Below are 13725 nucleotides of genomic sequence, written 5' to 3' on the forward strand. Positions count from 1 at the left end.
AACGTTATAAAGTAAAGGCGATTTTCTTTTGTGACATGTCAATAGACTTAACGGTTACACCAATTTTTTCACCCAGGTGGTAGCTCTTGCCTGAACGTTCACCAATAAGGCTCTGGCTGAGGGAATCGAAACGGTAAAAGTCACTCGACAGATCGCTGATATGAATCAGCCCATCTACTTTGATATTCTCTAACTCAACAAATAGGCCGAACCCGGTAACGGTAGAAATTGTACCTCTGAATGATTTGCCAACTGATTGTTTCATGTAATCACACTTGAGCCAGGCATCTACGTCCCTGCTGGCTTTGTCTGCACGACGAGACAAGTCAGAGCACTGCGCTGCCAGTAAATTTACCTCGGCCTTGTCATAGGGGTAACTGCTTTCAGGATTGATTCGTTCAGAAGATGTTATCCGTAAAACCGGGTCTTTCGATTTGCCTGTCAGAGATTTAAATACACTGAATAAAAAATTACCGCTTTCTTTTCTGCGAATAACGGAGCGGATCGCTCTGTGGGTTAATAAATCGGGGTAGCGCCTGATTGGGGAGGTGAAGTGCGCATAAGTACTATAAGCAAGCCCGAAATGCCCCTTATTGATTGCACTGTATTCTGCTTGGCTAAAAGAACGTAACATCATAGCCTGGATAACCCCGGCATCAGATCGCTGGCAAATTTCACGACAGAGTCTGTCATAGTCCTTTGGCGAGGGATTTTTACCCCCCTGCAGATGAAGTTGTTTACCGCTAAGGAATTCGCGCAGGCTTGTCAGTTTTTTATCGCTGGGACCTTTATGGTTACGAAACAGTGCTGGCATTCCCATTTTTTGCAAAAAACGTGCGGTTGCGACATTCGCGCATAACATACATTCTTCAATCATCTTATGAGCATCATGACGACTGATGGGCAGAATGCCGTCTACTTTCCCCTTTGTATTAAAGTGGAAAGTCACTTCCTGAGTATCAAAATCAATTGAACTGCGTTTTTCCCGAGTCTGTTTTAATGCGCCATAGAGTTGATACAGAGAGCAGATATGCGGAGTGAGTGCCTGGTATTGCCGACGCAGTTTTTTACCCTGAACAGAGTTGGGCTCGGACTGTATAAAATTAACCTGGTCGTAGGTCAATCGCGCATGTGACCGTATTACCGCTTCGCAGAATGTGTAGCTTTCCATAACTCCGGCAGCGTTAATGTCCATCTCACATACCATTGCTAAACGATCAACATTCGGCAGTAATGAACACAGGCCATTGGATAACTTTTCCGGCAGCATAGGAACAACCTTTCCCGGGAAATACACAGATGTACTGCGTTTTTGTGCCTCCTGGTCCAGTGGACAACCGGGCTGAACATAGTGTGATACGTCAGCAATCGCTACCCAAAGACGCCAGCCATCGCGCTGCTTTTCGCAGTAGACCGCATCATCAAAATCTTTCGCATCCTGACCGTCAACGGTTATAAAGGGGAGTCTTCTCAGATCATGACGATGTAACTTGTCTTGTTCCGTCACCTCATCGTCAAGGGAATGTAGGATTTTAGTGACACTATCAGGCCATTGGTTCGGGATATTGTGTTTACGCATCACGATATCGCTTTCTATCCCAGGAGTTTGGGGATCACCCAGAATCTCAGTAACAACACCATAGGCATTGTATCGATGACAGGGGTAGTCAGTAATTTTTACGACAACATATTGTCCTATTTTAGCTCCATTCAGCTGGCTTTCATCGAGATCAATGTCGTGTGAATTACGACTGTTTTCTGGCTCGACGTAAAATGAGTCATTGTCTTTTTTTAACCGTCCGACAAGTTGAGAGGTATTCCGTTCTACTACTCTCACCAATGCTGCCTTATCGCGACCTCTCTGATCGGATCCGTTCAAACGAACCTGAATACGATCACCATCAAAGAGTTGTAACATATCTTTCTGAGACAGAAGCAGGTCGTCACTCTTAGTGCTATCGGTGTTGTCGCGGATAAGAAAACCAAAGCCATCCGGGTGACCAGTAACCCGACCACTTATTAATTCATTTTCTTGCAGAGCGCTGTATCCCTGACGCCCTTTAAAAGCAACCTGACCTTCACGCTCCATTGCTCTCAAGCGTAACTTCAGTGCATGAACCTCTTCACTGGCGGATAAATTAAGAAGATTGGCCAGTTGCTTTCGACTCAGTGCTGTCGGGCTTTTCTTCAGGATATTTAGGATATAGTCACGATTCGGAATGGGATGTTGATAGGTTTGACGATCCAGCAAGCTTATTGCTGGTTTCATGGCAGTATTCATATTATTTTTCTCAGGAAGTCAGCCAGAAACTTGTACGATAACAAAGGTAATTAGTGCACCAATCAGATTGGTGAAACAAGAAAGGTAGGCTGTTGTCACAGAAAGCGACGGGAATTGTGTGGATGTGTTACAAAAGATAGGGAACAGAGGATCTTCTGCTGAAAGCCAGGAAATACCCGGGCACCCGGCTATGAGCCGTGTGTCCGGAGATTGTCGCAGTGATTAAATTGCGACAATGTTCTCAGCCTGAGGGCCTTTTTGACCTTGAGTTACTTTAAACTCAACAGCCTGACCTTCGGCCAGTGTTTTAAAGCCTTCACTGGCAATCGCACTGAAGTGTGCAAAAACATCAGGACCAGATTTTTGTTCAATAAAACCGAAGCCTTTTTCCTCGTTGAACCATTTTACGGTGCCGGTAGTTGTAGTAGACATAAGATAATATCCTGTAGATAAAGTATAAGTGTGCCTTCATGAGGCATGAATAGAGGGAAAAACAGACTAAGATTTAAAAACTACAGGACGAAGAACTACTGGAATGCTACGAGATGAAGAGTATAAATAGGAGGCTTTCTTTCAAACTATGGACACAGTATAGACTGATAACCGCTAAGTCAAACTATTTAATACGAATTTTTATGACGCCATCCGTTATCTGTTATGACTACCTGGGTTTCGATGAGTGATGGGGCCTCTTTGGTGTTATTTCTATCAACACCCTAAACGGCTATACTCCCCCCGTTACTGATTAACTAGGAAAGTGCGGATATGACTGATAGCGCAACCCAAAAAAAGGATGGCGATTCCGGAAAAAAGGGCATTGTAACCCGACTTCTTCTGATATTGACCGCACCTCTGCGAATGCTGTTCAGGATATTATTGGGTTCGGTGAGTTGGAGCGCACCAACCTGGTTGCAATGGATCAATGAATTTCGCCGTGCAAAGCCTCTGGCTTTCTACTTTTTACTGGTTATTGTCTTTACTGGTTATCAGCATCAGTACTTCTATGAGCTTTATCATAAATTCTGGCCACAACCTTTGTCGGTGTATGCTGAGGTTTCAGTTCCGGAATTACCCGGTCGTCATCACAGTGCTGAACCGAAAACGCTGCGGCTAGATTTCCGTTTCGATAAACGTAGCCTCAGTCAGCGTGAAGATAAAACCAGCTGGTCCCCATCCACTGCGCCACTGAATCGTATCGGTGAACAAGTTACCCGTGGTATCCGTATATTTCCGGAGAAAGCCGGTGTTTGGCATTGGGACAGTCAGAATACGTTGATCTTCACTCCAAAACAGCATTGGCCTGCCGGGCAGGAATATGAGATTACCTTAACCCCACAACTGATTCAGCAAGATCTTCAGCTGGCTAAAACTGAGTACAGTTTCGAGACCCACAAGTTCACCGCCAAAATTAAAGATATGGAGCTGTATAACGATCCGTTAGATCGTTCAGTGAAAAATCTGGTTGCCACTGTGTCTTTCTCTCATCCGGTGCAGCAACAAGCACTTCACGAATTAATCAGTTTGCAGGAAAAACACGATGGTATGACTGCTGGCCGTCGTTTTAACTTTGATGTGACCTTCAGCGATAATGGTTACGACGCTTATATCAAATCAGCGCCGATTAAATTACCCCAGCAGGAAGCGTATGTATTCCTGACTATCAGTAATGATGTTACTAATGCAGCAAAGACCACCACACTAGGCACACAAGTCACACAAAAAATGCTGTTGCCCGATACTTCAAGCTTTATGAAAGTACGCGATGCACGCAGCCAGATTGTTCGCAACGAGGATAACGAACCAGAGCAGGTTATCACCGTTTCTCTGACAGACCATGTGTCAGAAGATGAAGTTAAGCAACGCCTGAATATGTATAGCTTGCCGCGTCACCGTTCAGTGGGTTATATCCGTGAAAACGGTTACAGTAATGCCCGTAAAATTCGTTATGAACTGATTCCCAATGCTGAGCCAACATCGGATGTTTATAATCTCCGTATTAACGAAGCCGGTCGAAAATATCTCTACCTGCGAGTTGAAAAAGGTCTGAAGTCGGTCAGTGGTTTTACCATGACCAATGTGTATGAAGATGTGCTGTCGACCCCAGAATATCCAAAGGAGCTGAATATTGCTGGTGAAGGCAGCTTGCTATCACTGACCGGTGATAAAACTCTGAGCTTCAGTGCGCGTGGAATTAATGAGATTCGCGTCAGTATCTATCGCTTGTTAGACGATCAACTGAATCACTTTGTGACGCAAACTTACGGAGATATCGATGAGCTGAAATTCAGTAATTACAGCTTCAGCAAATATAATCTGACCCGCTCCTTTCAAAAGCGTCTTTATCTTTCAGGCACATCAGCTAAAAAAGTAAAATATGCATCACTGTCATTGGCGCAATACCTGAAGAATCGAATGGCAGGTATTTTTATCATCGAAGCCGATGGTTACCAGACGGGCCGTGACTACAGTGTCGTAAAAGACAAGCGTATTGTGATGGTTACGGATCTCGGCATCATGGTGAAAAAGGCGACCAATGGTCAGCAATTTATTTATGTTCAATCGGTTAAAACCGGAAAACCCGTTGCCGGTGCCAGGGTAAAGCTATTGGGTCGTAACGGTATCCCGATATTTTCTAGGACAACCAATGCTAAAGGACAGGTTACTTTTGCCAGTGCAGATCGGTACCGCAAGGAGCGTCAGCCAGTTGCTTATCTGGTGAATTATGGTAAAGACAGCGCTTACCTGCCGTATAACCGTCATCAACGCAGAATTGATTTTTCCGGGTTTGATATTGATGGTGAATATGGTGGTAATGAGAGTGGCAAAAACCTGAAAGGATTTCTGTTCTCGGATCGGGGTATTTATCGACCGGGTGAGACCGTCAACCTGGGTGTGATGGTGCGACAGGAAAATATGCAGGTAAAAGCCGGTATCCCACTGGAGCTGAGTATTCATGATCCTAAAGGTAATGTGGTATTAAAAGAGAGGATGGCAGTACCTGAAAATGGCTTGTTTGATCTGGATATGCCAACCACTGCTGTGACACCAACGGGTAACTATAAGGCGCATTTATATCGGGTTAATAAACGCGGCCACACCACCGTACATTTGGGGCAAACCAATTTCTCGGTGGAAGAATTCCAGCCAGACAGCATGAAAATTCGCACGGAACTGGTGCCGGGAATCAGCAAAGGCTGGTTTAGTCTGGCGCAGAGTGAAACAGCAACCGATGCCGACCTGACGGCTGGTCCGAAGTCCGATTTGAAGGCGAAGGTACAACTGAAAAATCTGTTCGGAACGCCAGCACAAGATCGCCGGATTGAAGCCACGATAGAACTGAAGCCCGTCACTTTCGCTTTCCGTGAATTCAGTGACTATCGTTTTACCGACCCCTTACGTCATAACAAAGCCCGCACTGGTCGTCTGAACCAAACCTTACCTGGCGCTCAATCAGATGGTGATGGGATGGCGGAGTTCGACCTTTCGCTTCAGCAGTTCGATAAAGGTACCTATCGTTTGACCTTCTATGGTGAGGGTTACGAGCCAGGTGGTGGTCGTAGTGTCAACGCCCAAAGTGAAATTCTGGTGTCGCCATTAAATATCCTGGTCGGACACAAGGCCGATGGACAACTTAATTATCTTAAGAAAGATCAGCAACGCCACGTACATTTTATTGCGGTAAATCCTCAGCTGGAAAAACAAGCGATGGCGGGGTTAAAGCTGGTTCGCATTAAGAAACAACCCATTTCGTCATTGGTTCGCCAGAAAAATGGTTTGTACGCCTATCAGACAGTGATTCGTGACGTTGAAATATCATCCGAAGATTTTGAGTTTGACCAGAACGGCGGCCAATACGCTCTGAACACGTCGGAACCTGGTGATTATCAGTTATCGCTGTATTCCGCTAAGGATGAATTATTATCGCGCTTTGAATATAACGTCGCTGGCAGTGCTAACTTGGCCGGCCGGCTGGAGAAAAATGCTGAGCTTTCGATCCGCCTGAATAAACAGGATTACAAGGCCGGAGAAGAAATCGAAGTCAATATCATTGCGCCTTATTCCGGCTCTGGTCTGATCAGTATCGAAAGCAATACAGTGCACGCGCAGAAATGGTTTACTTCCACCACCAATAGCTCGGTACAAACCATTCAGGTTCCACCGGGTCTAGAAGGCAATGCTTATGTCAATGTGGCATTTGTGCGTTCTCTGGATTCACAGGAAATATTCACCAGCCCGCTGAGCTATGCTGTCGTGCCATTCAATATCGATCGCAGTAGCCGGGTAATGGATATCAAGTTGCAGGCACCAAGTCGTGTAGAACCGGGGCAGAAAGTTACTGTTAACTACAGCTCTGATAAACCAGGCAATATTATTGTGTTTGCAGTGGATGAAGGGATTTTACAGGTGGCCGATTATCAGCAGCCTAAACCGCTGAACCACTTTATGAAGAAAAGAGCTTTGCAGGTCAGCAGTTTCCAGATTCTCGATATGATTTTGCCGGAATACAGTGTATTCCGCGACCTTGCCGGTGTCGGTGGTGGTTCGCCGGTGGCCGACTTATTAGGCGCCAATCTTAACCCATTTGCCCGCACTTTGGATAAGCCTGCGGTGTTCTGGTCAGGAGTACTGGGCGTTGATGGTAAAACCCGCAGTACCGAATTTACGGTACCGGATTCATTTAGCGGCAATCTGAAAATTATGGCCGTTGCAGCTAATGAATCGTCATTGGGTGTTGCCCAACAAGATACATTGGTGCGCGGATCGTTTGTATTGTCACCGAATGTACTCTCGGTGGCAGCACCGGGTGACGAATTTGATGTTACGCTCGGCGTCGCGAACCTTGTTCCGGGAGCAGCGGATAACGGGAAGGTTCGTGTATCGCTGCAGTTATCCGACAATCTGGCGTTAGCTGATAGTAATGCGACAGCGGGTTTAACAACCGAATTAAACATCACGGAAGGCAACGAGGGGCGTACAGATTTCCGCATTAAAGCGCTGAATAATCCCGGCGAAGGGCGATTGGTATTTACTGCTCAATACATTGATGAACAGGGTGTAGCGGGCAGAAAAACCAGCCGTGCGGCAACATTAAGTGTCAGACCCGCGCAAACGTTCCGTACCCGCGTTAGTTCCGGGTTTGACGACAGTGGTCATGCTGAAACACAGTTGCCATATACCCTTTACCCGGACTTCGCTTCGCAGAGCATTTCGGCGTCATCCAGCCCGATGGTCATGGCGGGAGGCTTGAGCCAGTTCCTCGACAATTATCCGCATGGTTGTACCGAGCAGATTGTCAGTCGGGTGTTTCCTTGGCTTGGTCTGGCAGCATCACAAACCAATGCCGAGATGCAACAGAATACCCGCGATCATGTTAAGCGGGTGATTGGCACGTTATATTCACGTCAGACCGGTGCAGGCGGATTTAATATGTGGCCGGGATATTATGGCAGTCATTTTGCCAGCCTGTATGCAACTCACTTTTTACTGGATGCCAAAGCGTATGGTTATGCGGTAGAGAATGAACTGATCCGTTCTACTGTGGAATACCTGCGGCGTATTGCCCGTGAGCAGGCTGATGGTCTTGTGGCACAACGTCACCGTGCGATGGCAATTTATCTGCTGGCCCGGGCACAAGAAATGCCAACTAATTACCTGATTGATCTGCACGACACTCTGAAGTCACAGGGCGAGAGTTGGCAAAAAGATATAGCGGCGATGTATATAGCAGCCACTTACCAGTTACTACAAAAACACGATGAAGCGGCTGCGATGGTGGAGCAGTTTGGTTTTGACAATAAAGTGGAAGAACCAACCGATTTCCAGTCAGACCTGACGGTTAACGCACAGTATGTGTATCTGGTGTCGGCCCATTTCCCGGAAATTCAGCAACAGCTGGACGTAAAAAATACCATTATGCCTTTGTTACAACCGCTGATGCGTGGTCGTTTTAATACCATCAGTGCCTCGTATACCATTATGGCGTTACAAGCTTACAGTCGCCAGAATCGCAGACGTTATGGGGATGAAAACGCAGATATATTCCGTTTTATGGTTAAGGATCATAATGGCAAGGATATTCAGCTGAATAATCTGGCGCTATCTTCGACGGTGATTTTTCCAACTGCGAATATTCCGTTGAACCAGAGCGCGCCAATATCTGGCGAGATCTTAATTCGTGGTGATAACCCGGTGTTTTACCAGGCCAGCCAATCGGGCTTCCCGGCAGTGATACCGGCTGCAGAAAACAGCAATCTGGAAGTGCTGCATCAGCTGCTGAATAAGAACGGTGATGAAATTACCTCGTTGAAACAGGGTGAAGAAGCCGTGGTACGTTTACGCATCCGTACTCTTAACGGCAGACAGGTTGATAACATTGCAGTGATTGATTTATTGCCGGGTGGTTTTGAAGTGATCCGTGAATCCGTACCCCGTCAGAGCAATAACTGGAACAGCGATTATGTGGATGTTCGTGAAGATCGAGTGATTTTTTATGGTGGATTCGATTCATCCGTTACGGAACTGGAATATCGTGTTAAAGCGACTGCTGCGGGTGAATTTGTGGTACCGCCGGCTTACGCTGAATCTATGTACAATCCGGATATCTGGTCGCAATCAGCACCGGCAAACATCACCGTCGTTAACGATGAATAATCGGTTGGATTAAATCCGTGAAACGTTTTTTCCGGGTTGCGGTGACGGGCAGTTTGTCAGTCGCTATGCTGTTATGGCTGGCTCTGGTGTTATTGCCTAAACCGACGCTGTTTGCCTGGCAAAGCTGGTCAACGGCTTATTATGATCAGAATAATGAACTGCTGAAGCTAACACTGGCAGACGACGATCGCTATCGTCTGCCGCTGGCGCTGGATGAAATCAGTCCGCAGATTCGCGAGGCTACTACCCTGTACGAAGATCAGTATTTTGATCATCACTTTGGCGTTAACCTAGTTGCGTTATGGCGGGCATTTGTTACCACTTATGTAAATAATGATCGACGTGTTGGCGGTTCAACCATCACCATGCAGGTTGCCCGTCATGCTTTCCGGATTGAGTCCCGTACTATCGCCGGGAAAATTCAGCAGATTGTTGCTGCGATCTGGATTGAATTACATTACAACAAAGCTGAAATTCTTGCGGCTTATCTGAATTCAGTTTCTTATGGCGGTAACATCGAAGGTATTGGTGCTGCCAGTCTGATTTATTTTCATAAGCACGCACGTGATCTGAATCTGAGTGAAGCCATGGCATTGGCAGTGGTGCCACAAAACCCAGTTAAACGTAATCCTCAGACGACCAGTGGTTATCGTAATATGTTGCGGGCGCGCGATATTCTCTATCGGCGCTGGCTGACTATTGCGTCCCAAACAGCGGAAGAGTCGATTGAAAAAAGTCAGGAAAATAACCACGAAAACTCAGAGAAAATACGGTTGGTAAAATTGTGGATGTCGTTACCCTTACAGGTATACCGCAGTGCAGATCTGCCATTTCGTGCACCACACTTTATCCGTTACCTTGATCAGCGTTATCGCTATTTAAGCGGAAATATCAAAACCACATTAACACTGGCACACCAGCAACAACTGGAAAAACACATTCATGCCTGGGTCGAATCTCAGCATGATTTGGGGATTCACAATGCCGGAGCGGTGTTGGTGAATAACCACAATCATAATATTGAAGCCTGGGTTGGCTCGGCAGATTTTAATAACCGCGATATCCTCGGTCAGGTTGATATTGTTACCGCAAAACGATCACCAGGCTCGACCCTGAAGCCGTTTGTGTATGGTCTGGCGATGGATCAGGGATTAATACACCCGCAAACGCTACTGAAAGACGTTCCAAAGCGGTATGGTGCCTATACGCCGGAGAACTACGACAAACAATTTGCCGGACCAGTGACGGCCACTGATGCATTAATTACCAGTCGTAACGTACCGGCGGTATCGCTGGCGACGCAGCTAACCAGTCCAGGGTTTTATCCATGGCTACAGCAGGTCGGCATTGCCCATCTTAAAACTGAAAAACACTATGGCATGTCACTGGTATTGGGTGGACTGGATGTCAGCATGCTTGAACTGGCGCAGCTGTATACGATGTTGTCATCGGCAGGAGAATTACGACCATTAAATACGGTGCTGGATTCTGACATCAATGCCAGCGAGTTGAAGTCAGCCAGTCGGCGGTTATTAAGCCCGGAAAGTGCCTGGCTGGTACTGAATATGTTGCAGCAGAACCCGGCGCCCGGATACAACCTGGCGCAACAAATGGTTGTCCGCAACCGTGCAAAAATTGGCTGGAAAACCGGTACCTCATACGCCTTTCGTGATGCCTGGGCCGCTGGGGCCAATGAGGATTATACTCTCATTGTCTGGGTGGGTAATTTTGATGGAAAAGGCAACCCGAACTTTATTGGGCGCTCCGCTGCGGGGCCATTATTTTTTAATATAATGCGCACCTTGTCGCCGGTTTCGGATTCTGAAAAGCGCTATCACAGTATCGATCTGAACTTACAGCAGGTGAATATTTGCGAACCAACCGGTAAGCTGCCAGAAACATACTGCCCCAGGCAAAAATCCGGGTGGTTTATCCCTGGCGTCTCACCCATTGCCACATCAGATGTTTTCCGGGCAGTACCCATTGATATTCGCACGGGTAAGCGCGCCTGTTATCACACTCATGGGAAAACCCGGCTTGAGATTTATGAATTCTGGCCTTCGGATATTCGTCAGATATTTTCCATGGCGGGGATTCAGCGACGTCAGCCTCCGGCGGCTCCGGCTGAATGTGCATTAACCTCGGCGTATATCGGTGTTGCTCCACAAATCACATCGCCAGTTGCCGGGCTTGAATATCAACTTCGTCTGAATACACGTGGTGAGCAGGTAATCCCTTTGCAGGTCACGCTGGATGCTGATGCATCCCATGCTTATTGGTTTGCTGACAATGAATTTATTGGCCAGAGCAAGGATAACGAAACCTTATTCTGGGATGCTCGCCCAGGTCAATATCGTTTAACCGTGACAGATGATCGTGGATTAACGGATGAACAAATACTGTCGGTACGGGCATTACAATAATTTGTCCGTTGCTATGCATTTCCCTGGGTTATTTTATTTCTGGAATTACTCGATATCGCTAATGAAACTCTGATTTTTAAGACTTTAACTGATTAGGTAATAGCAATATCGATGATTATTGAACGGAATTTGTTGCGGTATCCGCTGCACTTTCTCAGATACCCTGAGTGCTTAGCAGCGCTGAGGTTAACAGTGAACCGGCAGTAGGATAGATCAGTCGAAAGTTAGTTTCTGTCTGACATTTTTGTTCATATAACCAGTTCAGTACCAGCGTTGCTGGTAGTAACAACCACAGATGTTGCCACTGAATAACTGCAACACAGGCAATGGTCATCATGATGTAAGCCGCCAGACTGCGGACGATTGCAGCTTTTGTCATCATTTTTTCCCGAGTGGAATAAGGTTGACCATGAGAATAAGACAGTTATATGTCATTTTTATTGCAGCAGCGGTTTGTGATCATGCCAGAAATTCCGACTGAGATAGTCAATCAGAAGCTCAGATTCAGCCCGAGGTAACTGCTGTTTTCGCCTTCACGCCATTGCCAGCCGGTTTCCAGGTACCTAAGCCAGGTAACCCCTGCCTGTACCGAGCGATGGCCTGACAGGTTAATCGAACCACCCACAAATGCGCTGGAATAACTGCCTGCCAGTGGCAGTACCCAGTCGAGGCTGAGATCGGTTTTAGTGTAATCGTCCGGCAGTGATGATTTCCCCAGTGACGGGCTGTAACTGAGGTAGCTGCGCCAGAACAGATCCGGGTCTTCATTGTGGTAGCCCACGCGGAAACCATCCTGTTGGCGTAATGAATGGTTAAAACCCTGCGCAAAATAAAACGCTTCTGTCGGGATGCTGAGACTTAAACCGAATAATAATGCTGATACCGTTTTAGCTCTGGTCATGGTGGTGTTCCATCGTGATCTGCAACGTGACGCAGGTAATCCATTAATTGAGGAAACGTTTCCGGACTAAAGCAGCGAATCTGGTTGGCTTCCAATAACTCCACCGTGACGCCCATACCTGCGATCAGAGTACCGTTAAACTCGCCGTTGTAAATCTGCTGCGAGCCGCAAGATGGTGACCGTGCTGCCATCAGAGCCGCTACAACACGATGCTGCTGTGCCAGTGCCAGTGCCAGCGTCTTCTTTGCGCCCTGATAAAAGGCCTCGCTGACGTCGTCACCGTCACAGGTAATCACCCGACCATCACGGATTTCTGCGGCGGGGCGTGGGGTCGGTAATCCGCCAGCGACTTCCGGACAAGCACCAATCACGCGACCTTGCTGCTGCCATTGAAGCAGTTGTTGCTGAAAGGTCCGTACCTTGCTGTCGTTGGCCTTGCCGTCATAGCGTACCGGCTGTCCCAACAAGCAGGCACTGATCAGAATTTTCCAGCTCATTGTTTCTGCGCCATAAAATGAACGTAACGGCCCAGACGACGATAGGGTTCTTGCAGACCAAACTCCAGATCACTCTGATTGACCTTGTCCTGGCCAATACGTTCGCGGATCTTCTGGTGCATGTGATCGTGGACACACCGAATGCCACGCCAGCGTTTAAGCTCGAAGCCTAGTTGCTGCAGGTGTTGCTGGATGTCGTCCGGATCGAGAGGGTGTTGAGGAGCATTCCCTGACTGGCGCAGGTGCTGGTTGGCTGATGCTGGGGCATGGGTACGGCCATTCATCAGCTGGCGCCATTGATGGCCATGCAGGTTATAAAACATCAGCGATAACCAGCCACCGGATTTAACACGGTCGGCCAGCAATCGCAGTGCTGCAAATGGTTGTTCCAGCCATTCCAGTACCGCGTGATTTAACACGATATCGTATTGCTGCGGGAATTCATGAGCGCACTGCTGGAGACCGCACTGTTTGCTGATCAACGGTAATTGCTCTGCGGCAAACTGATCACGGGCCAATGCCAGCATTTCTGCCGAAATATCACACAGGCTGACGTGTGCCTGTCGCTGCGCCAGGTGCAAGCTGAACTGCCCCTGACCTCCGCCAATATCCAGCACCTGACTGTTCTGTAACGCGATGTTCAGGTCGGAAAAATCCTGACGTAACGCCGCCAGGCGCAACTGGCCTCTGGGCGTTGCGTAAATGGTGCGGTTGAAGCGCTGCGCCAGATCATCGAAATTACGATCTTGCATTAACTTATTGTTGGCGGGTGGTGCCTGATATTTTGCCATATTGCCCGGATCTTATTTGCTTATAGATACCATTGTATCAGAGGACATTCGGCAAAAAGCGCCAGGGTAATGCCATCCATGTGCCGTCACTCAACTGATATAACACAAAGTTAAACAAATTTACGCGCGAATCATTAGGGAACTGCTAGACTCAAGGCTATCTTTCGGCCAAAGGAATTCG

General features: G+C 47.4%; 8 protein-coding genes. 2 read left to right on the forward strand and 6 right to left on the reverse strand.

What is annotated here, in order from left to right; all coding sequences use genetic code 11:
- Positions 1-4: 4 nt before the first annotated feature.
- Both rnr and MK185_11685 read right to left on the reverse strand, forming a co-directional pair.
- A complete protein-coding gene (gene rnr / locus MK185_11680; GenBank protein ID MCH2041286.1) occupies positions 5-2269 on the reverse strand; it encodes a ribonuclease R in 2265 nt (754 codons plus the stop codon).
- 234 nt (positions 2270-2503) lie between these two features.
- Positions 2504-2713, reverse strand: a complete 210-nt coding sequence (locus MK185_11685; protein MCH2041287.1) for a cold-shock protein — start codon at positions 2711-2713, stop codon at positions 2504-2506.
- Between the two features lie 333 nt (positions 2714-3046).
- Here MK185_11685 and MK185_11690 point away from each other — a divergent pair, with 333 nt between their 5' ends.
- Complete coding sequence (locus MK185_11690; GenBank protein ID MCH2041288.1) at positions 3047-8932, forward strand: alpha-2-macroglobulin family protein; 5886 nt, start codon at positions 3047-3049, stop codon at positions 8930-8932.
- Positions 8933-8949: 17 nt separating this feature from the next.
- A complete protein-coding gene (gene pbpC / locus MK185_11695; protein ID MCH2041289.1) occupies positions 8950-11355 on the forward strand; it encodes a penicillin-binding protein 1C in 2406 nt (801 codons plus the stop codon).
- Positions 11356-11509: 154 nt separating this feature from the next.
- Here pbpC and MK185_11700 read toward each other — a convergent pair whose 3' ends face one another.
- From MK185_11700 to MK185_11715, 4 genes are all read right to left on the reverse strand, one after another.
- Positions 11510-11734, reverse strand: a complete 225-nt coding sequence (locus tag MK185_11700) for a hypothetical protein (protein MCH2041290.1) — start codon at positions 11732-11734, stop codon at positions 11510-11512.
- A 111-nt stretch (positions 11735-11845) separates the two neighbouring features.
- Positions 11846-12256, reverse strand: coding sequence for a hypothetical protein (locus MK185_11705; protein ID MCH2041291.1), 411 nt, complete (start codon positions 12254-12256; stop codon positions 11846-11848).
- The gene (locus MK185_11710) at positions 12253-12753 is read right to left on the reverse strand and encodes a DUF523 domain-containing protein (GenBank protein MCH2041292.1); all 501 of its coding nucleotides are present in this window, start codon (positions 12751-12753) and stop codon (positions 12253-12255) included. The genes MK185_11705 and MK185_11710 overlap by 4 nt, the downstream gene beginning before the upstream one ends.
- Entirely contained in the window at positions 12750-13544 is a 795-nt protein-coding gene (locus tag MK185_11715) for a methyltransferase domain-containing protein (GenBank protein ID MCH2041293.1), read from the reverse strand. The genes MK185_11710 and MK185_11715 overlap by 4 nt, the downstream gene beginning before the upstream one ends.
- Between the last annotated feature and the right edge of the window lie 181 nt (positions 13545-13725).

Source organism: Saccharospirillaceae bacterium (assembly GCA_022448365.1).
Classification (GTDB): domain Bacteria; phylum Pseudomonadota; class Gammaproteobacteria; order Pseudomonadales; family Oceanobacteraceae; genus Bacterioplanoides.

Coding starts and splice junctions, on each gene's coding strand:
- MK185_11685 (MCH2041287.1), bottom strand. CDS start 2,713: ATGTCTACTACAACTACCGGCACCGTAAAATGGTTCAACGAGGAAAAA.
- rnr (MCH2041286.1), bottom strand. CDS start 2,269: ATGAAACCAGCAATAAGCTTGCTGGATCGTCAAACCTATCAACATCCC.
- MK185_11710 (MCH2041292.1), bottom strand. CDS start 12,753: ATGAGCTGGAAAATTCTGATCAGTGCCTGCTTGTTGGGACAGCCGGTA.
- MK185_11705 (MCH2041291.1), bottom strand. CDS start 12,256: ATGACCAGAGCTAAAACGGTATCAGCATTATTATTCGGTTTAAGTCTC.
- MK185_11700 (MCH2041290.1), bottom strand. CDS start 11,734: ATGACAAAAGCTGCAATCGTCCGCAGTCTGGCGGCTTACATCATGATG.
- MK185_11715 (MCH2041293.1), bottom strand. CDS start 13,544: ATGGCAAAATATCAGGCACCACCCGCCAACAATAAGTTAATGCAAGAT.
- MK185_11690 (MCH2041288.1), top strand. CDS start 3,047: ATGACTGATAGCGCAACCCAAAAAAAGGATGGCGATTCCGGAAAAAAG.